The 20842-nt window shown below is 62.9% G+C and carries 16 protein-coding genes; 6 read left to right on the plus strand and 10 right to left on the minus strand.

Annotated elements, in window-relative coordinates; translation table 11 throughout:
• Positions 1 to 13: 13 nt before the first annotated feature.
• Both copC and HWW87_RS00415 read left to right on the plus strand, forming a co-directional pair.
• Entirely contained in the window at positions 14 to 397 is a 384-nt protein-coding gene (gene copC / locus HWW87_RS00410; protein WP_175818798.1) for a copper homeostasis periplasmic binding protein CopC, read from the plus strand.
• Positions 394 to 1335 carry a CopD family protein gene (locus HWW87_RS00415; protein ID WP_175818799.1) on the plus strand — a complete coding sequence of 314 codons (942 nt, stop codon included), beginning with the start codon at positions 394 to 396 and terminating at the stop codon, positions 1333 to 1335. The genes copC and HWW87_RS00415 overlap by 4 nt, the downstream gene beginning before the upstream one ends.
• An 18-nt stretch (positions 1336 to 1353) precedes the next feature.
• Here HWW87_RS00415 and HWW87_RS00420 read toward each other — a convergent pair whose 3' ends face one another.
• Positions 1354 to 2568: a hypothetical protein gene (locus HWW87_RS00420; protein ID WP_175818800.1), complete on the minus strand. Its 1215-nt coding sequence runs from the start codon at positions 2566 to 2568 to the stop codon at positions 1354 to 1356.
• Between the two features lie 447 nt (positions 2569 to 3015).
• On the opposite strand from HWW87_RS00420, the gene HWW87_RS00425 reads away from it, so the two are divergent.
• The 3 genes from HWW87_RS00425 (at position 3016) to HWW87_RS00435 (ending at position 7852) form a co-directional block, all read left to right on the plus strand.
• The gene (locus HWW87_RS00425; protein ID WP_175818801.1) at positions 3016 to 4830 is read left to right on the plus strand and encodes an ExeM/NucH family extracellular endonuclease; all 1815 of its coding nucleotides are present in this window, start codon (positions 3016 to 3018) and stop codon (positions 4828 to 4830) included.
• Positions 4831 to 5529: 699 nt separating this feature from the next.
• Positions 5530 to 7377: a peptidase S10 gene (locus HWW87_RS00430; RefSeq protein ID WP_175818802.1), complete on the plus strand. Its 1848-nt coding sequence runs from the start codon at positions 5530 to 5532 to the stop codon at positions 7375 to 7377.
• Between the two features lie 82 nt (positions 7378 to 7459).
• A complete protein-coding gene (locus HWW87_RS00435) occupies positions 7460 to 7852 on the plus strand; it encodes a 2-oxoglutarate dehydrogenase (protein WP_244107101.1) in 393 nt (130 codons plus the stop codon).
• A gap of 143 nt (positions 7853 to 7995) precedes the next feature.
• On the opposite strand, the gene HWW87_RS00440 is transcribed toward HWW87_RS00435, so the two are convergent.
• Complete coding sequence (locus HWW87_RS00440) at positions 7996 to 8415, minus strand: hypothetical protein (protein WP_175818804.1); 420 nt, start codon at positions 8413 to 8415, stop codon at positions 7996 to 7998.
• Positions 8416 to 8506: 91 nt separating this feature from the next.
• The gene (locus HWW87_RS00445) at positions 8507 to 9586 is read right to left on the minus strand and encodes a zinc-binding alcohol dehydrogenase family protein (protein ID WP_175818805.1); all 1080 of its coding nucleotides are present in this window, start codon (positions 9584 to 9586) and stop codon (positions 8507 to 8509) included.
• A gap of 110 nt (positions 9587 to 9696) precedes the next feature.
• Between HWW87_RS00445 and HWW87_RS00450 the strand changes: the two genes are divergently transcribed.
• Positions 9697 to 10488 carry a helix-turn-helix transcriptional regulator gene (locus HWW87_RS00450; RefSeq protein WP_175818806.1) on the plus strand — a complete coding sequence of 264 codons (792 nt, stop codon included), beginning with the start codon at positions 9697 to 9699 and terminating at the stop codon, positions 10486 to 10488.
• Between the two features lie 98 nt (positions 10489 to 10586).
• Here HWW87_RS00450 and HWW87_RS00455 read toward each other — a convergent pair whose 3' ends face one another.
• The 7 genes from HWW87_RS00455 to HWW87_RS00485 all read right to left on the minus strand — a co-directional run bounded on the left by HWW87_RS00455 (position 10587) and on the right by HWW87_RS00485 (position 20780).
• Positions 10587 to 12065 carry an aminotransferase class V-fold PLP-dependent enzyme gene (locus HWW87_RS00455; RefSeq protein ID WP_175818807.1) on the minus strand — a complete coding sequence of 493 codons (1479 nt, stop codon included), beginning with the start codon at positions 12063 to 12065 and terminating at the stop codon, positions 10587 to 10589.
• Between the two features lie 167 nt (positions 12066 to 12232).
• Positions 12233 to 12547 carry a TrfB-related DNA-binding protein gene (locus HWW87_RS00460; RefSeq protein ID WP_244107103.1) on the minus strand — a complete coding sequence of 105 codons (315 nt, stop codon included), beginning with the start codon at positions 12545 to 12547 and terminating at the stop codon, positions 12233 to 12235.
• An 18-nt stretch (positions 12548 to 12565) separates the two neighbouring features.
• Entirely contained in the window at positions 12566 to 12823 is a 258-nt protein-coding gene (locus HWW87_RS00465; RefSeq protein WP_175818809.1) for a PAAR domain-containing protein, read from the minus strand.
• Between the two features lie 207 nt (positions 12824 to 13030).
• Entirely contained in the window at positions 13031 to 14035 is a 1005-nt protein-coding gene (locus HWW87_RS00470) for a hypothetical protein (protein ID WP_175818810.1), read from the minus strand.
• 172 nt (positions 14036 to 14207) lie between these two features.
• Positions 14208 to 15689: a virulence factor gene (locus HWW87_RS00475; protein WP_244107104.1), complete on the minus strand. Its 1482-nt coding sequence runs from the start codon at positions 15687 to 15689 to the stop codon at positions 14208 to 14210.
• Positions 15686 to 17857, minus strand: a complete 2172-nt coding sequence (locus tag HWW87_RS00480) for a hypothetical protein (RefSeq protein WP_175820645.1) — start codon at positions 17855 to 17857, stop codon at positions 15686 to 15688. Before HWW87_RS00480 ends, HWW87_RS00475 begins: the two co-directional genes overlap by 4 nt.
• 160 nt (positions 17858 to 18017) lie before the next feature.
• Positions 18018 to 20780 (minus strand): type VI secretion system Vgr family protein, encoded by a 2763-nt coding sequence (locus HWW87_RS00485; protein WP_175818811.1) that lies wholly within the window; start codon positions 20778 to 20780, stop codon positions 18018 to 18020.
• Positions 20781 to 20842 lie beyond the last annotated feature (62 nt).

Consider the following 20842-nt stretch of genomic DNA (forward strand, 5'->3'; position numbering starts at 1 on the left):
GCGGAGCGGGAACATGAAGATGATCACGACACTCAAGCGGCGGGCCGGCTTCATCGCGGCTGCCGCATGCTTCGCGATGGCACCGGTCGCGGCCTCGGCGCACGGCAAGCTGGAAAGCGCCGCACCGGCCGCCGGCAGCACGGTCGACGCGGCGCCCGACACGGTGCGGCTCACGTTCAACGAAGACCTCGAACCGGCGTTCAGCTCGGTGAAGGTGTCCGACGCGAACGGCAATGCCGTCACGCAGGACAAGGCGAAGGTCGATACGTCGAACCCACGCGTGATGATCGTCGCGATACCGAAGCTCGCGGCAGGCGCGTACACGGTGCAGTGGGCGGCGATGACGGCCGATGCGCATCGCACGAAAGGTACTTATACGTTCCGGGTGAAGGGGTGAACGACGGTATCGTCGGCCTGCTGCGGCTCGTATCGGTGGCGATTCAGAACGCCGGGTTCGCGGTCGTCGTCGGCGCGCTGCTCGGCCGGCACTGGCTGGCGCGCGGCGCGTCGGCGTGGCAGCACGACGTCGGGCGGCGGCTCGTCGCGACGCTGCGCATCGCGTCCGTCGTATCGCTGCTCGCGAGCATCACCGCGTTCTGGGCGCATTGCGCGCTGATGAGCGAAGTGTCGCTGCTCGACGCGGGGCCGGCGGTGTGTTCGATGCTCGCGGGCACCGGGTTCGGCCATGCGTGGCTGGCCGGCACGGTGTTCATGCTCGTCGTCGTGTTGCTGTCGTTCGTCAGGCAAGCGAACGATATGCGGTTTCCGTTCGCGATGGTGGCCGCGCTCGCCGGTGTCGCGCTGGCTCGCAGCAACGGCGGGCATCCGGTCGATGCGGGGCTGTTCAGCGTGCCGGTGTGGATCGACTGGCTGCATCTGCTGGCGATCAGCGCGTGGGTCGGGCTCGTGCTCGTGACGGCGTTCGGCGTGATGCCGCGGCTCGCCCGCATGCCGGCGAGCGAACGCACGACGGGCGCAGCGTTCGTGCAGTCGCTGTCCGATGCGTCGACCTACGCGCTGGTCGTGCTGTTCGCGACCGGCACGTACAACGGCTGGCGCGGCGTCGCTACGCCCGCCAACCTGCTCGCGTCGACGTACGGGCAGATCCTGCTGCTGAAGCTCGCGCTCGTGCTGATTGCCGCGATGCTCGGCGGGCACAACCGCTTCTTCGGGATGCCGAAGCTGCTCGCCGCGTTGCAGGACCCGGCCGCCGCGATGCCGGCCGGCGCGTTGAAGCGGTTCGGCACGGTGCTGCGCGTCGAGGCGGTCGTGCTCGGCGGCGTGCTGATGGTGGCGGCCGTGCTCGTGTCGAGCGCGCTGCCGGGGACGGTCTAGCGCGGCGGGGCGAAGTTTTTATGGAATCAACATGCATCCTTTCGCGCTGTTGCGAAACACGAGCAACACGTCGGAAGGATGTTCAAAAGTAACTGGTACTTGCATCCTGCGCTCCGGTTCGGCCTCCGACAACGCTCTTGAAAATGCAGAGGCGGAGTATCTGAAGACGTGAATCTTCGGATTTTTTTCTTTGTGCGATGTTCTGCCGGTTGGGCATTGAAAATCGATGTGGCCGACTACACCACGTGTTGCATCGGCACCGACTCGGACCGGTAACGGCGAGTCGGGCGTTTCGATCATTCGAAAACTGGATTGAGTACTCGTTATATAACGGGGGCCGACAAAATCGGAAGCTTCATCGAACATGATCGCCAGATGCACAGTGATCTTGTCGAGGAAGATCGTGCCATTTGCATTGTGTGGACGTATATAAAGCGTGCAAGCGCCGTTGTCCGGTGCACCGCATGCATCCGATGTTTGAAGCATGATGCGCGAATCAAAATGATCGTTAGTCCAGGCTGCTGAACAAAGTACGGCAAAGTTGATCAGGACTGGTGTGAGTAGGGAGTAGGCGAGGGGTGCGTCGTCGTTCCTGGGGCCTGGTGCTCCGCGTCGACGTGAAGTACGGTTCGCAAGGTGCGACCACGCGAAACATGCGAAATAGGTGAGCAACACGATGCTTATGAATATGACGGGACTCGATGAGAAGTCGAAGTCCAGCCATCGCGCAATACAAACTAGGATTGTGATCGATAGTGTTACCGCTGAGTATCGAATCAAACAGAGTGACGCGATGAAAGACGAAAAAACCAATTGCTGATACCTACTTGCCGTCGCGGATCCACGCCGTACTCCGAGAAGGACGATCAATCCGTAGTACAGACTTGAAAGAATAAGTGCGATCGAGAAGGCGAGTGTTTGCCGGCTGACTGTCGGGTTGCTCAGCGATGTGTGAGGAAAGACAGACGCCCAATCCTCGATAACAGCCAGTGCAAAACGGTTGATTCCGGCATAACCATTGATGCCGTGACTTATATCGAGAGCATTCAAACTCAAGGACATCATCAGGAGGATGGATGCCACCACCGCTAGCGTCAACCCAAAGCCAGAGAAGTATCGACAACGGTTGATGGGCTCCGGTACGAGATTGATGTCGTCAAAGCGAGTGAGGCGACTTGCCCATTTGTAGGTTGTCCAAAACCGTCTAACTTCAACGCTGATGGCGGAGATCATTCGAGGGAATTCTTGGAAGTTCACGAGGTTCTTGATGAGAGATCAACGAGGTTCGGAGCGCGTCGTGAAACGCAGTGGTCATTGGTCGTCATGGCGACCAGATGGGTGATCGAGGCTCGAGAAAAAGGCTTCGCAAAAAGCTCTACGAAGCGACATCGATGAATTGATGTGACACTTTTAATAACGGACGGCTGTCGAAATTCTTGAGCATGTCTGTATCACCTGCTATTAATCGGTCGCTCCTACGCAACATTGTCGATTTTCGCTCGCAGCATTCGTCCTCGTCCGAACGTTACTTGCGGGTTGAACGGTAGGATTCCATGCAAGGAATTTGGTAGTCGTTTTGCGAAAAATGGTAAAAATTACATTAATCTGTCTCTTCATTACCAAAAACTGTCATTGAGCGCCGCTAAGCTTTCGCCACCCTCACAACCGGGATTCCCCGCCATGCGCTCGACAATCCGCCTGTTTGCCCCGCTATTGCTGCTCCCGACGCTTGCCGCGCCGGTCTTTGCCGCGACCGCCGCGCCCGTCAGCCCGAACTGCGGCGGCAGCACGACGCCGATCGCCGAGATCCAGGGGCCGGGCGCGCCGTCGCCGCTCGCCGGCCAGAACGCGTCGATCGAAGCCGTCGTCACCGCCGATTTCGGCGGCACGGACGGCTTCGGCGGCTTCTTCGTTCAGCAGGCCGACGCGCAGCGCCGCAACCAGCCGGGCGTGTCCGAAGGCCTGTTCGTCTATGCGCCGAAGGCGCGCGCGAAGGCCGGCGATCTCGTGCACGTGACGGGCAAGGTCGAGGAGAAATACGGGCAGACGCAGCTCACGCTGTCGGGCGCGATCGCGGTGTGCGCGAACGGCCAGACGGTGACGCCCGCGACGCTCACGCTGCCGGTCGACAGCCCGAACGCGTTCGCCGCGTACGAAGGGATGCTCGTGCGCCTGCCGCAGACGCTGAGCGTCACCGACAACTACGAGCTCGGCCGCTACGGCAGCGTGATGCTCAGCAACGGCCGTCTGCGTACGCCGACGAGCGTCGTGCCGCCCGCGCAGGCGCAGACGCAGATCGACGCGAACGCGCGCAACCGCCTGATCCTCGACGACGGCTCGAACAAGCAGAACCCCGCGACCGTGCCGTATCCGGCGCCAGGCCTGTCGGCCGCGAACACGCTGCGTGCGGGCTACACCGTGCGCGACGTCGAAGGCGTGCTCGAAGTGCGTTACGGCGCATGGCGCGTGCAGCCGCTGCCCGGCGCGGCCGTGCCGGCGTTCGACGCGCGTGAGAACCCGCGCACCAACGCTCCGGCGCGCGATCCGAAATCGAACCTGCGCGTCGCGTCGTTCAACGTGCTCAACTATTTCAACGGCAACGGTCTCGGCGGCGGCTTCGACGATCCGAACAACCGCGGCGCGAAGACCTTCCAGGAATTCCAGCGCCAGGAAGCGAAGATCGTCAGCGCGCTGAAGGCCATCGACGCCGACGTGATCGGCCTGATGGAAATCCAGAACAACGGCTACGGCGAACTGGGCGCGGTGCGCCAGCTCGCGGCGAAGCTCGGCAACCAGTGGCGCGTGGTCGATCCGGGCACGTCGCGGCTCGGCGGCGACGCGATCGCGGTCGCGCTGATCTACGACAGCCGCAAGGTCGAACCGGTCGGCCGTGCGGCGACGCTCGCGATCGACGACAAGAACCGCCAGCCGCTCGCGCAGTCGTTCCGCTTGATCGGCGGCAACAAGCAGGCGCTGACGGTGGCCGTGAACCACCTGAAGTCGAAGAACTGCCCGGACGCCGCGAACGACGATCTCGACCAGGGCGATGGTCAAGGCTGCTGGAACCCGACGCGCACGCGCGCGGCGGCGAAGGTGGCCGACTGGCTGGCCGGCAACCCGACGGGCGTCAAGAGCCAGGGCGTGCTGCTGATCGGCGACTTCAACAGCTACACGTACGAAGACCCGATCCGCACGCTCGAATCGCGCGGCTACCGCAACCTCGTCGCGCGCTGGATCGGCGCGAACGCGTACAGCTACGTGTACAACGGCGAAGCCGGCTATCTCGACCACGCGCTCGCGACGCTGCCGCTCGCGTCGCATGTGAAGGCCGTGCATGAATGGCACATCAACGCGGACGAGCCGCTCGCGCTGCAGTACACGCTTGCGTACAAGTCGGCCGAGCAGCAGAAGACGTTCTACGCGGCGGATGCGTATCGTTCGTCGGATCACGATCCGGTGCTGATCGATATCGCGCTGCCGGGTGGCGGGAAGTGATGATGGTTTGAGTTTTTGCGACAGGCGCGATGTGCGGCAATGCTGGACGTCGCGCCCGTCCCGGAAAGCCGCTCGAATGCCGGGTAAATAATGCCGTGAATAATTAATCGAGCCGGTATTTTATGGATGATGCAGTGCACATCGATGCTGCAATTGAAGAATGATTGAGGTGAATCGAATCATCGAGTGATGTGCGCATGCCGCTGTATTGCATTAATCGATCGACGATAATAAAAATGAAAGAAAAATCCTGTCGATATGAAGGCTTGCGATGCGTTTCGCCAATGCGGGAAAGGTCTCTGCGTTGTACATGAAAAGTAAAATATTCGACGCGACATTGCCGACAAAGCCCACCTTGCACGAATAATTCCTTTTTCTTTCAAATTCCAGACACTGTCCGCCCTTCGCATCATTGCGGGATTTTTAATATCCGAATGATCTTTGACAACGCGGCGCAGCACCGCCTATTTTTGTCATGGCTCAAGTTTCAGTCATACAAAAGTTGTCCAAACTGCAGGGGGCGCGTCCGGGCATCATTCTCGCCAGCAGTTTGCTGTGTCTGTATCAAGTTCAGTCTCTGAGAAGTCCGATCCCCAACCGCCGACCTGCCGACCGTGCAATGCGAGTGGCGGGTAGGCCTGCGCGTGTCGCAGGCGTTGGCGGCCTTTGTGATGCGGTATCCGAAGCCAAAGGAAAGAGATGAAACCAGACAGGAGCAGTACCGGCAGCCGCCGTGTTCGTCGTGGCCGGCTGGCCGGCCTAGGCGCAATGACCGCCATGACACTGGCGCTCGCGGCATGCGGCGGCGACGATTCGTCGTCCGTCGGCGCGTCGAGCCTCGCGCAGGCCACCGCGAGCCAGCAGGCCAGCGCACAGGCGGCCGGCACCCAGGCGCCGACGGCCAACCAGCCATACGTCGACCTGGTCGCGTATTCGATGAACGCGACCGACGGCCTCGCGCCGTCGCAGGTGTCCGAGAAAGCGGCCGTCATGCATTACCAGTGGAAAGGCGGCGGCAAGACGATCGACTATACGACGACCACCGGCCACCTGACCGCGCAGGACGCGAACGGCAATCCGGAAGCGTCGATGTCGTATGTCGCGTACACCGCGCCCAGCACGAACGGCAAGCCGCGCCCGGTCACGTTCGTCTATAACGGCGGGCCCGGCTCGTCGTCGATCTGGCTGCGGCTCGGCTCGTTCGCGCCGACCCGCGTGGCCACGCCCGATCCGCTGTTCGGCAACAACTGGCCGAACTATCCGCTCGTCGACAATGCGGAGAGCCTGATCGACACCACCGACCTCGTGTTCATCGACCCGCCCGGCACCGGGCTGTCGGAAGCCGTGTTGCCGAACACCAACCAGAAGTACTGGGGTTCCGACGTGGACGTGAACATCATGCGCGACTTCATCCAGCGCTACCTGAACGTCAACAGCCGCGGCACGTCGCCGATCTACCTGTACGGCGAATCATACGGCACGCCGCGTACCGACATGCTCGCGCTCGCGCTCGAATCGGCCGGCGTGCACCTGACGGGCATCGTGCTGCAGTCGGCGATCCTGAACTACTTCGCGGACGCGGTGGAAGCGGTGGCGATCACGCAGTCGACCGAAGGGCTGCTGCTCGATACCGATACGGTGGCCGGCTATCTGCCCGGCTATGCGGCGGTCGCGGCGTACTTCAACCAGGTCTCGCCGGCGCCGGTGAACCAGGATCTGTACGCACTGCAGACGGAACTGTTCACGACGCTGATCTACAGCCAGTTGCAGAAGTACTCGCAATCGTGGGTGTTGAGCCAGCTCGGCATTCCGGACGCGCTCGGCACGCCGGTGTTCCCGAGCGATGCGACGCTCAGGCTGTGGTCGATTCCGTCGAGCCTCACGCAGCAGGCGCTGCGCGGCTACTTCAACGCGAATCCGTTCGGCACGAGCCTGCTGCCGGGCACGACGATCGGCCGGTATGACGGGCGCGTGTCGTTGCCGAACTCGGACCCGCGGCTGCAGAACGACGGCGATCCGTCCGACATCCTGATCTCGCAGCCGTTCACGAACGCGCTCGCGACGCAGATGCCGGACTACCTCGGCTATACGGCCCCGAACGCGACGTACCTGCCGCTGAACGACAACATCATCGGCGTCTGGGACTTCTCGCACGACGGCCAGCCGATGCCGGACACGATCCCCGATCTGCTCGGTGCGCTGCAACTCAACCCGAAGCTTCGCGTGCTCGCGGAGAACGGCTACCACGATCTCGCGACGCCGTTCTTCAGCACCGAGAAGCAACTCGCGCGGCTGCAGACGGTGAAGGGCCTGAATCCGAAGCTGCAGGTGAACTTCTTCCAGGGCGGTCACATGACTTACCTGGACGACGTCGCCCGTCCGCTGATGAAGCGGGACTTGCAGACGTTCTACAAGGGCGCGCGGATTCCGACGGCGCTGACGCTGCACACGCTGCCGCCGCCGTGGCCGGATGAAAACCCGCCCAGCGTGCCGACAGGCAGCGTCCCGGGCGCGACGGCCGCGACGACGCTGGCGGCAGCCCCGTGAGCGACGGACTCCTTATCAAAGGAACCCTCTATTCAACCATTGAATGCGAGCGATCATGTCCCTAATCCAATTGATGCGGCGTATGTTTCCGTTGATCGTGCTCGGTGCCGTGATGAGCAGTGCCTACGCGTTGCCGCCGCAGGCGGTGGCGCCGGTGAAGCTGCCGCACGGCGGGCGCGGTGTCGACGGCCCGTTCTTTCCGGCCACGCGGGCGGCGCCGGTGTTGCCGTCGACCGGCGCGGCGTTGCAGCAGCAGGCGCAGCAGCGCGTCGACGCGAGGCTCGGCGGCAATACCGTGCTGAGCAACGGCGCGGCCGTGACGAAGGCGCAGGCGCAGAGCAGCGGGCTCGGCTTCGTGTCGAAGCACTTCGACGAGATCGATGCGAAGCACACCGGCCGCGTGACGATGAGCGATGTGCGGCAGTTCATTCGGCAGCGGCAGGCGCAGGCGCAGCAGGAACAGCAGGACGAGTGACGTAGCAACGCAGGGCGGCGGCCGGCGCGGTTTTCCATCGCGCGGGCCGCCGAATCGTCGGCGGCGCGTGCGCTGGATCGCGTGGCGTCCGCTACCCGAAGTAGCGACCGTCGTACGCGCGGTGCGGACAATGCCCGTCGCGCTTACTTCATGAACGCCGCGAGCTGGGGATCGGGATAGGGCAGCAGGTCCCGTGACTCGGTGGGCTCAGCCACCCATTTCTTTCCGTTCCAGTGGAAATCGGCCTGCGTTTCCGACCCGCGGCCATTCGAACGGATGGCAACGGTGCAGGCAGCCTGGCCCGGGTAAGTCGGGTTTTTGGCGCCGATGCAGGACCCGAGAAACACCATGACGTCGCCGAGGCCGAACCGCTCCTGCATCGCGTAGGTCGCGTCGGCGTCCGAGAGCCGGTCCGGTACCGGCGTCGCGTCGCACGCGGCGACGCTCGCGGCAAGCAACAGCGCGACGGCCCGGCTGGTACGGCGCCGAGTGCACGGTCGGTTGGCGGAAGGTGCGTCGGTGTCGGCGCGTTTCCATGTGCGGGAATTCGACGGGCGGGGCATTCGGGTTTCGCGTGAGGAACACGCCGGCCATTGTGACGGATTTCGCCGGCGCCAGGGCTGGGTCGATCGACGCCCGGGCGCGCGCTGCGGGCTAAGGCGCGATCACCGTCATCCTGAACGGCCCGCCGTGCTCCGCCGCATGCGCGACCGCGTCGTTCGCGTCGTCGAGCGCGAAGACCGTCACGTCGAATTGCCCGAGGTCGAGCAGCCCGCCGCGAACGAGCCCGGTCATCAGCGTCACGGCTTCCGTCGGGTACATCCATTTGCCGCGCAGCGTGATGTCGTTGCGCATGATCCACGGATACGGCAGCTCGAGCCCGGCCCCGCCGAGCATGCCGACGCCGCCCATCAGCACCACGCGCCCGTACGGACGCACGGCCATCACGGCCGCCCGCACCGTCGTCGCGGGCACCGACGGCGGCATCAGGTCGATCACGCAGTCGATCAGCCCCGGTGCCGCCTGCTGCATGCGGATGCGGTCCGCGGTTTCGTCGCCGGTCAGCGCGACCGTGCGCACGCGTTCGCCGAAGCGGCGTTCGAGATCCGCCAGCACACGCGCATTGCGGCCGGGCGCGATCACGCATTGCGCGCCCATCGCCAGCGCCACCGCGATGCACGCGCTGCCGAAATTGCCGGTCGCGCCGCTGACGAGCAGGATTTCGCCGGCGCGCAGGTCGGACGCCAGCAGCCCGCCGTAAGGCACGAGCAGCGTATTGAGCGCGCACCAGCGCGCGGCGTCGGCCGGCGCGATCGCGCCGATGCGCACCGCGTTCTCGGTCGGCACGCGCAGCCGCTCGGCGAACGGGCCGTCGTGAAAGTAGCGCTGCAATTGCTTGCCGCCTTCGCCGCGCGCGCTCCAGCCCTGCAGCACGATGTCGGGCATTCGCGCGTCGTCGCGCGAGCGCACGGTCGGGTCGCAGAACACCCAGTCGCCCGGCTGCAACTGCGTCGCGTCGGGGCCGGTTTGCCGGACCCGGCCGATCGCGCCGCAGCCGGGCACCATCGGCAGCTCGATCGGATAGCGGCGCTCGCCGCTGAACACTTCATGCGCATAGGACAGCACCGGCGTCGCGACGACGTCCACGACGACTTCGCCGGTGCCGAGCACGGGATCCGGCATCGTTTCGATCGCGAGCGGCTGGCCGAGCGACTTCAGAATCGCAGCTTTCATGACGCTTCCCGAGGGGTGAGGACGCGTCGATTCTGGCAGGCTTAGAATCGGCAACAAGGCCCGGCGCGAGCCCAGGATGGGCCGATACCACCCTGCTCGGAGCGAACCCGATGACCGTCACCACGCGAACCCCGTTCGGCGATTTCCTGCGCTCGCGGCGCAAGAAGCTGCGCCCGGACGCTGTCGGCCTGCACGACGGCCCGCGCCGGCGCACGCCCGGCCTGCGGCGCGAGGAAGTGGCGGAACTGGCGGGCATCGGCGTCGACTGGTACGTGCGGCTCGAGCAGGGGCGCGACGTCAACCCGTCGGATACGACGCTCGACGCACTGGCGCGCGCGTTGCGGCTCGACAAGGCCGAAGCCGCCCACCTGCGCACGCTCGCACGGCGCGACGGGTCGCGCGCGTTCGTGCCGGAACGCGTGCCGCCGACCATCGCGCGGCTCGTCACGCATCTTCAGCAGCCTGCCTACGTGACCGGCCGGCGCTGGGACCTCCTCGCGTGGAATGCCGCCGCGGCCGATCTGCTCGGCTTCGACCGGCTGGCGCCAGCCGATCGCAACATCCTCGTCTACATGTTCGAGACGCCGCACGCGCGTGTGCTGTTCGCCGCGAGCTGGGCCGACGAGGCGCGCCGGATGATCGCGCTGTTTCGCACGAACCACGATCTCTATGCGAGCGATCCGGCGTTCGTCGCACTGGTCGCGCGCTTGCGTGCCGGCAGCGGCGAGTTCGCGCAATGGTGGGATGCGCATGACGTGCGCAGCGGCGTGTCGGGCGAGAAGGTGCTCGTGCATGCGCAACGCGGCACGCAGCGCTACGAGTATGCGACGTTCCAGGCGAACGACGATCCCGCGCTGAAGCTGGCGATCTATACGCCGGTGAACGGCGATGAAGAGACTTGATGCGGCAGTGACCGGCGCCACCAGGCGGCCACGCAGCGAAGCAGCGGCTTCATGCGTGAACGCAGGTGGTCAGGCGTAATGGTGGTGGGAGCGGCGGCTCAGGCCGCGCGTCGAGCGGACAGCCGATTCCACAGCATGCCGGAGCGGCTGCCGCTGCGGCAATACGCGAGCACCGGTTTCGGCAGCGTGTCGACCAGTGCGCCGAACGCGTCGACTTCCGCGTCGCCGATGCGGTCGCGTTCGACCGGCAGATAGCGCGCGTCCATCCCGAGTTCACGCGCGGCAGCGGCGATCTCCTCGAACGCCGGCTGATCCGCGCCTTCGCCATCCGGCCGGTTGCAGATCACCGCACGGAAGCCCGCATTGCGGATCGCCTTCAGGTCGGCCGGCGTGATCTGCCGCGACGCGGTGAAGCCGGTCGTCGCGGCCGCTCGACATTGCTCGATCGCCCGCGCGAAACAGCCGATCGCGAAGTCGACGTCCTGCTCCGTCGTGAAACGCCCGAAACTGATGCGCACGGTACGCCCGGCCGTTTCCGCATCGAGGCCGATCGCGGTCAGCACGTGGGACGGTGCGCCGCTGGTCGAATTGCACGCGGAGGTGGACGACACGGCGAGCGCTTCGCCGAGCATGAACGGGAAGAAGCCCGGCGCATGCACCGTCAGGCTCAGCGTGTGCGGGATGCGTCGCGCGGCGGCCGCGTTCTGCGTGACGTCGCCGAGCGCGAACAGCGCGTCGGTGAGACGCGCGCCGAGCGACGCGATCCGCGCGGCTTCGCCGTCGAGTTTTTCCGCGGCGAGTTCGCACGCGACGCCCATGCCGACGATCTGATGCGTGGCGAGCGTGCCCGAACGCAACCCGCGCTCGTGGCCGCCGCCGTGAATCTGCGGCGCGATCCGGCTCGCGATCTCGCGGCGGACGAACAGTGCGCCGATGCCCTTCGGGCCGTACACCTTGTGGGCGGACATCGACATCATGTCGATGCCGAGCGCGCGCACGTCGATCGGCGTCTTGCCGAGCGCCTGCGCGGCGTCGACGTGGAGCAGCGCGCCGGCGGCGTGCACGATGCGGGCGATCGCGCCGATGTCGGTCAGCGTGCCGATCTCGTTGTTCACGAGCATCAGCGACACGAGGCCGGTGTCGGGGCCGATCGCGGCCGCCACCGCGTCGGCGGTGATTTCGCCGTGGGCGTCGGGCGTCAGGAAAGTGACCTGCATGCCGTGCTTCGACAGGTTCGCCATCGTGTCGAGCACGGCCTTGTGCTCGAGGCGGCTCGTGATCAGGTGGCGCTTGCCGGTCGCGTTTTCCGCATAGCCCTTCAGCGCGAGGTTGTTCGATTCGGTGGCGCCCGACGTCCACACGATCTCGTCGGCGTCCGCGCCGATGAGGGCGGCGACCTGCGCGCGGGCGTGCTCGACCTTGTCTTTCGCGAGCCGGCCGGCCGCGTGCGAACTGGATGCGGGGTTGCCGAAGATGCCGTCGAAGCCGAGGCAGGCCGTCATCGCTTCGATCACGCGGGGATCGGCGGGGGTCGTGGCTGCGTAGTCGAGGTAGTGCAGCGGGGTGGGTTCGCTCATGTCCGTCTCTTGCTCATTGCGTGGTGACGGAAATGATACGGGGGACAGAAGGGAAAAAGGATCCAAAGTTGGTTGGAGATTCGGCTTGCTGTGGAATTTTATTTTCTTTTTATGGTGAAATGGGGAATTGGTTTCCCCATGGATTCGCTGGACCGGAATCGTCGCGGTTACGTCGCCGTATCGGGGCCGGGTTGGGTCGATAACCGGTGTGCATCCCGCACCCATGCCAGCAGCGCGTGCTCGTACTTCGACGGAATTGTGACCGTGAGCGTCGTGAGGCGGGTGGCGTTGCACGGCAGTTCCAGATAGCGTCGCCAAGCTTTTCGCACAAGTTGCGACATCGCGGAGTGCGTCATGCCGAGTTCGGCGGCCAGCGCCCGTTGTGATCTGCCCTTCACGAAAATCTCATGCAAGGCCCACTGGTTCAGCGGCTTGATCCGCGTATCCTGCATCCGCAACAGCCGGAACTGTTCGGCGGTCATGCGTCGGGTCGTCGGCATTCAGACCCGCCCCGAATGTTGAAGCGACGAGATCAATTCCGCGCCGCACGAAGTCTTGTGACCGTCGAACGCGGCGGCCTGGCCTTCGATGTCGAAGGCCGGGTCGCCTTCGGCAATCGTGCAGGCGCCATGAATCGGACACGAGCACGCGTCGCCGATACGAGCGACCGCACGCCCCATCACCGTGCTTTTCCGGGCGCCGGATTCGACCCGGCCGCCGTGAGTATGCGTATCGTCTACCCGAATAATTCCCCGCATGGGATTCCATCCTCCAAATGGTCTGACGCGGCGATCACGTTCGGACGAAGCGATTTGCCGCGCCGGTGTGCGTCACCACGAATAGCCCTGCATGCCGTAATTTGTATCGTGTTGGCGGCCCCACCACGGCAGGTTGCCGCCAAAGTGATTGATCCGGCCGATGGCGAAACGCAGACGATCCGACACAATAATTATTTGGCATCCAGACTATTGAATTGGCTCGCAATTCTTCCGATCTTCCTCCGATGGTCCGCGGTGTTGGGCCGCATCCATCCAACCCAGATTAAATTGGGTATAGCTGTAGTGACATAACAGCGTGGGCTTTCCAGCGACGCTTTTGTCATCGACGGTTAAGGCGTCAAGTGTGAGGGGCACAGAAGGAAATATAACATCAGCTAACGCGATTTGATGGGCTCTATACTTGATGTTGTAATTTCCAACCCAATATTCCGCCGCCTTGCCTGATACGACGCGATAGCCGATCGGCACTGTTTTTGGTGAAACATAATACAAGGCCATCGATTGATGTAGCCGCACATCGTCGCCCCCAGAAAATCGAAATAGGTCACTAGGAACAAATAGATCGGTCGGATAATCCTTTCTTTCCGAATTCGGCTTCGGTTGTCTGGCAAAAATCCATTGATGTTCGTCATCGTAAACGACCAACTGAATATCTATAGCCACAGGGCTAGCGAGAGAGTTGTAATCTTCAATCTGCCTGTAACGCCGCGCCCAGCCCGGATCGCGATTCCTTTTATCGGCAACAAGGTCATTGGGAATTGCAAACACGATTTCTGGGTAGTTATCGAATGCACCCATGAAACGATATTTGGTGCCGGGTACATAGGCGGAGATCGGGCGGCGCATGGGTAAATTCGTACCTTGGACTTTCCAACTAATCGGACGTGCATCCAGAAGGATTTTCCAATCGGGCTTTGTTCCGCTCTTCAAGGCGACCAGATTTTGCCATTTACAGTCGCTGCTCCGATCATAGCAAGTATTATACAAATAAAGACTGATGCCCTCGCTTTCCAGCGTCAACCACGGACGTGGTTCAGCCGGAAAGCTATAAATTTTCTCGTAAGATTTCGTTGAAAAGTGCGGCACAATCATCGGCGGGCAACCGGCTAGCAACACACTTATCGGCAGCGCCACGATCAATTTTATATTTTTAAAATATTTGTATTTTAATGTCCGGGGCTTGCTATTCATACCATTCCGCTATTTTCATATCGTCATTGTTAATCTGGAATCATGGTGGTGACGAAAGGAAACACCATGAGCGCCACCAAACCGGGCGCGATAGCAAATGGCTGCACTCGATCTTCTGTTACTAGACGCGGCGGTTACGTTCACATGCAGCGCGCCGCCAAGCCGATGTGCATCACCATGAATAGCCTTGCATGCCGTAATTTGTGTCGTGTCGGCGTCCCCACCACGGCAGGTAGGCATTGTTGCCGCCGCGCGCGCGGAACCAGTCCTTGTCGGGGTCGATCGGCGTGAGCTTCGACGGCGGCAGGACGACGACCGCGACGGGATGCTCGGGATCGGTCGTGCCGGCGACGAGTGCGTTGCCGCCAAAGTGATTGATCCGGCCGATGGCGAGCGCGACGTCGGTCAATGCGCTGCCTGTTCCCATGTCGCCGAGTAGGGCGGCCGTGTTGAATGTCTGTTTGCGGTGGTCGTATTCGGGGAGGGTTTCAGTCAAGGTCTGCCCGAGCACGGCAAGACGTGCCGATGATGCGTCGCTGCCTTTACCTGCGTCGTGAACGATGTAGTTGAGGTCAGGGACCGTGATGCCAGCATTGCGTGCCGCTTGGTCGATGGTGGCTTTCCACGCTTGCACGGTGCGCTTCGTGCCGACCTTCTGCGGAAAATCATGCGTGTTGCCGGTTGCAGCCTTGCCGATCCAGGCGAGGGGCTCACGCTCGGTGTTGAACGTCGGACCGGCGAGGAACAGCACGACAAGGTTCTCGTTGATCTGTGCATCCGTGGGCGGGAAGTTGGGCGCGTCCCAGTTCATCACCCAGACGCTCTTGTCGGGGTTCGCCTGCAAGTAGTCCAATGCGTTGTTCAATGAAGTGAAGCCGGCGTTCGCACCGCCTTGCGTGATTTGTACGTCGGGGAGCGCACTGCGACTCCACATCGTCGGGAAATGTGGGTTGCCGATAAAGAAGGTTTTTCGGATCGGCTCTGCCAGGTATTCGCGCGCGATAGCCGGATCAAGGCGCTCAGGAACTGCACCCTCGATGCGAATCCCGGAAAGTTCGCGCCAATCCCTCTTGTCATCCGGTTTTACTGTGTAGAAATACTTGGCGTTCATCGCGTAACGACTACTCAGCAAGCGGGGAAATTTTTCCATGTACTTGTGGTAGAAGCCCTTGAATGTCTCCGTGCCACGATTTCCATAAGCGATTCCGGCTACCGATTGCAACGTAGTGAAAGACTTCGGATCTGTGCGCACCATGTCGTCATTCTTGTTCGGCGAGGCAAGCCCTTGCGTCCACAGCAGTTGCCATTCGGTCGGGTAGTCCATGCGTTGCAACGGATTCAGCCAGATCAACCCGACAACCTGTGCCACAACCGGCTTCACCGATTCTTCGGTGGTCGGAGTTGCATTTCCTACTGGCTGCGGGATAGGGGTGGAATGTGCGGAACGCACCATGGCCGTGGTGAACAGAAACACCACGAGCGCCACTAGGCTGGGTACAACGACAAATCGTTTCATCCAATCTCCTATTTCCAATTGTGCGGGGTCCGGTTGTTCTACGTGCGCCATCAGGGAGGCCATGAGTAGGGCTGCGATCATCCATGCCGCCACCGCAACGGCAACACGGCGCGGCCATTCGGCGATCAGCGCCTTCATATCGCTCCCCCGACCTTCAGGTAGAACTGATCTTCTCGTTCATTCGTGATCGCGTCCGGCATCTTGCCTTCACTGCTCTCCGCATGTACCCACTCATGTATCGGTATGTCGTCAATTGCACCACTGGCAAAGTACTCTCCATATTTCTTGTTCGGATGGTCATCTGGAATCCCGTCGCACATCCGCCAATCTGCCTCAATCCGTAGGTCGTAGAGTTGCTCGGGCGTCAGATAGCAAACCCCGATCGCCACGTCGTACGCAAGTGCCTTTTTGGCATGCTCCGAATTGGTCATCGTCGTGGAGTGATTTGTCGGGCTATTGGTCGAGCCACGATCGAGCCAATCGACAATCTGCTTGTCGCGCCATTCCTTGTAGCCCTCCGGCATTTCGCTCTTGCCGTCCTCGCCGATCACGTGGCCGTCGCCATCGAGCCATTCCGTATTCAGCGTGCGCCGCGCTTCCATTCGCATCAGCGCGCGATCCTCATAACGCTGTCCGGCTTCGCTCTCTGCCGTCCCTTGCGCGACACTGTCCGCGTTCTTCGCCTCGTACTGATCGTAAGGATCGTCCGCGCGCTTGTCTGCCTCGCTCTTGCTTGCGTCGCGCCACGCGGCCGGCGGATCGTTGCCTTCGTTGAAGTCGCTTTTCGCATTGCCGTCCTTCGTTTCGATGGGCTTGCCGAACCGCAACGCCTTCGGCGGGAACGGTTCGTCGAGTGCCGGCGCGTCCGCCACCACGGTCCAGCCCTCCGGCGGAACGGCGTTCACGCGGAACATATTCAATGCCGAGCTGATCTGGGTCACGAAAAACATGATCGGCGCGGATGCAAGCGTGGCCGCCACCCCGAACACGGACTCGTTTCCCTTGAGCGCACCGATGAGATTGAACTTGGCCGGCGGCGAAGGCGGATACCAGAATCCCGACGTCGTTCCCTTTTTGCCATGCCGCCAGTCATCTTCCCAATACCGATAGCGCTTCTGCACGCCAACTTGGAAGCCGGAGGCAAAGACGCGCTGCGTCAGCACGCCGGGGACGCTGATATCGTTCAGCTCGTTCTCGTCGATGCCGCGCCAGCCGATGCCTTGAACCGTGACCGCCGAAATCACCTGGTCGTGTGGACAGCAATACGCGGTAACGCGACCATATGTCGATTCGTTCAGGCCGTGGCGAGCCCGATCCTCTTGTGCCGCATAAGACCGCTTGCTGGTCGGCGATACCCGCTCGTTGGCCATATCTTCGTCGATCTTGCCGGCGGGCAGTTCGTAGGCTTTGCGGGTGCCGATGATCGACAGAAACTTGCCGAACGTTTTCGTGCGGGCGGTGTAGGTCTGCCGTCCGCGACGGCCGCCACCGTCCCTGGTCGCGCGTTGCGACCATGTATCCATGAACGTATCGGATGGATTTGGGCCGTCTGCGCGCGCAAGGCTGTACGGCGCATTCGCCAGTACGTAGGCATCCGCCACGCAATGCCCGCTACGTCCCCACGGATCTTCGACGTCGGGCAGTGCATCGCCGAAGAACGCCGCCGTCAGGCCCACGATGTTGCCCTGGCTATGGCATACGACGGTAATCGGCACGTCGGCCTGCATGCGACGAATCGACTCGATCAGCTTCGCGAGGCGCAAAGCTGCGAGCACGCCATACGCACGGGGCGGCGCGCGATACAGCGGCCGGTTGGTCGGGTTGATCCCCTGGACGGTCAACCATCCGGCCGCGCGATCGTCGAGGCCGCCATGCCAGAGATCGGGCAGGCTCGCGCAGCCGTTCGTGAACGGACCGCCGCCCCAATAGTCCTTCTCGTTCAGGAAGATCTTGTCGCCGTACTCTTTCAGCTCTGCGCCGGTTGCCCGATAGCCCCATCGGAAATGAATGACGGGCGAGAAGGACGGATCGGATTTGATGTAGTTGCCGGGCCAAAGCTTCGGATTCAGAAACCCGTCCGGCGTCACGCTTTCCGTGTACTTTGCCGGCACCAACTGACCGGCATCGATGCCGCGATACTTCAGTTGATCGTCCAGCCGCCCGAGCCGGCGGTTCAGGCCGTCGCATAGCCCCTGCTCGGTGGCTTCGAACCATTCGCCTTCGGAGTTCACCCCGTGCACGAAGATGACAATGCCGGGCAACGGCATTTGCTTGATGCAGATCAGCCGGGTGTCTTTCGTCCACATCGAGACCCCGTCGCTTCGTCCGACGACGATTTGAGGCGGCGCCGGCCGCGGCACAGCCGCATCGGGCACATCGGTCTTCGCGGTGTGCTCGTTGGTGCGTGCTTCCTCTTCCGGCCGAGAATCGAGAGATGAATCAATCATCCGGACTCCTGCGCTTGTGTTAAACATTCTTCTTGATAAACTTCACCGCCAGCCTCTCGAACCGGTCGGTATCGACCGCCGGCAGTTCCCCGGCCGAATCGGTCGTCAAACTCGACAGCGTTCCCGATGCCTTTTGAACCTGTCCTTCGAACCCCGGCGCCGCGTTACCGTCCGTCGGGCGAATCAGCTTCGGGACGCGGCCGAGCGGACTTTGATCGAATGTCGGCAGATCGACGCTCATGCTGGCGGGGCCGTCCCACGCATGGCCATCGGATTTCACGGTGAACTTGCCGGGGCATCCCAGTTCGATATCGCTGCCATGCAGCTTGAGATACGCGCCGCCGGACGTGACGAATACGATTTCGTCGCTCGCCGTGCCGGCGAGCCTGCCGTCGGCCGCGGTCAACTGGATGTTTTTGCCGGACTCGATTTGCGTGTCGTCGTGCTGCGATTGAAGGGCCACTTTCCCCTGATGCGCGATCGCCGAGACACCGTCGCCGTGCGCGAACATCGCGACGCCATGCCCGGCATGCAGATTGATTCGCTCGCCGCTCGTGATTTGCATGTGTTGCTGCGCGATCTGATCGATGTTCTCGCCCGCATACGTGACGTGCGTTTTCGGCGTGACGTTCAGCGACCCGGCTTGCGCGCCGAACGCCATGAACGCGGATGCGTCGCCAGTGGCGCCGGATTCCGATCCGCCGGGTTTCCAGTGACGGAATGCGTTGGCGATGTTGTCCTGGCCGGCCGTGTCGGCCGATTGCCCGCCGTGCTGGCCGGCGTGATCGCCGAGCGACTTGAACAGCGTCATGCATTGATCGAGCAAGCGGATCAATTCGTCGCGATCGAGTTGACCACCGGTTGCGTGCGAACGCGCATAGGTCGTCAACAGCATGCCTTGGGCGGCGCGCAACGCCGCAGCGGCGTCGGTGCGCAGCTCCGCGCCTTCGCCCCGATCGCTCCCGTGTCCGTCCTTGCGCGGCTGCGTCAGGTAGCCGAGATTCAACTGGGTATACGCATGTTCGCTTGCCAACTGCGCGGAGATTTGCGACGGCGTATCGTCCAGGCGAAGCTGGTTGTGCCGGCGGCCCCTGATTTCCCGCGTCTTGATCCCGGACACGTAGCGATTGCCCGGAAGCGCGCCGGTATTGCTGAAAGTCGCGGGCGGGTTCGCGCCGTTGCTCAACACGCCGATGATCACCAGACGGTCGGGGTCGCCGGACAGGTTCCCCAGCAAGACCTCCATGCCGACACGCGGCAGGAACAGCGCACCGAAGCATTCGCCGGCGAGACTTGCCACGACGCGAAGCGGTGCGCTGTCGCCGGCCAGACCGTTCGTTCCGGCGCCTTGCGCGTGAGCATGATCTGCCGGATCCAGCCCGTGAATCAGCACACGCACGCGGCCGGCCTTGTCGCAAAACACCTCTTCGCCCTGCGTGCCGACGATCGTCCCGGTCAGCAGGTGAACCGGCGGCACGTCGATCGTCGGATCGTAGGCCGGCTTGAGCGGCACGCCGCGTTGCACGCACGTGAAACTGTTCTCGTAGCGCGTGTCCGTTTGTCCCGATGCATCGGGCGGCGGGACGGTTGGCGTCAGGTTGCGGCTTGCCGTGAACAGCCCGCTCGCGCGGCTCGACAGGTCTGTCGGCAGGTTGTTCCAGATGGCGTGTCGAATCGACGTGACGACGAACCGACGACGATCGATCGACTTCATATCCAGCTCGGGGTCGCCCGCCAGCGTGAACCCGTGTCCCACCAGCATGTCGCGCACGGTGCCGATGCCTTCGAAGCGCGCGGCTTCGAACTGATGGGCCAGCATCCGGTCGTGCGCGATGCGCGCGTGATCGTTCCACGAGTCGCCGACGTGCGGGATGTCGATCGCGACGTCGGTCAGAAGGCGTGCAAGATCGTTCCCCGACTCGCCCTGGTCGAGGCCGGTGACAGCCTCGAAGTCGTCCATGCGAGCGGTCTTGTAATCCCACGACGGGCGGCGGACCTTGCCGGGCGACAGGCTCTGGTCGTACGCAAAGAGGGTCACGGTGTCACGTTGCTCGACGCCGGCGTCGAGCGGGTGAAGGCGTACGGTGCCGGCCGGTGCGTCCGGCAGACGATGCGGATCGTCGCAGAACACGAGCGTGTGAATCGGCCGCTCATCGGTCACGCCGCGTCTCCCATCGACCGGGGCGGCCTTCGCAAAGACCGTGATGCCTTCCCGGCGCAGCAGACGCCGGATGAAGCATGCGTCGGATTCGTTGACCTGCCGCGTCAGCTCGCGTGCCGGATACCGATCGGCCTGCAATGCCGACAGGTCGAAATCGAACGCTCGCGCGAGTGCAGGGCTACGCTGTTTCCACTCGTTCATCAGCGTCGCCAGAATCTCCGGCACGCTGCGCGAGCGGAACAGGCGAGCGTTCGTGCGACGGTCCATCAGCGACAGGGCGTCGCACACATGCAGCTGATAGACGGTCAGTTCGCCGTCGGATTGACCGGTTCGCACTTCGCGCACGATCGCGTTGATGGCCTGGATGCTGCCCCGATCGGTCGTCAGCCGGACCGATACGGGCAAACCGAGAAACAGCGCAGGCGGCAGATGATCATAGGTCGACACGCAGGTCAGTTGCCCCTCGATGCCCGACATCAGCCCCTCGCGGATATCGGCGTGATGGAGCACCAGCAGATGGCCGACTGCGCGTTGCGCCTGCCCGAAATGGAGATCGACCGGCCGCTTGTTCCCGACGGCCAGACCGGACGCAAAATTCCGGAATGTTTTTGTTATCGACATCAGTGCAGTCTCATGATTGATGTTCTTGATTCGTATTAGTTCGAATTGGTCTCTCAGGGTGA

It is taken from the genome of Burkholderia sp. BCC0419 (genome assembly GCF_902830285.1).
Lineage (GTDB): Bacteria > Pseudomonadota > Gammaproteobacteria > Burkholderiales > Burkholderiaceae > Burkholderia.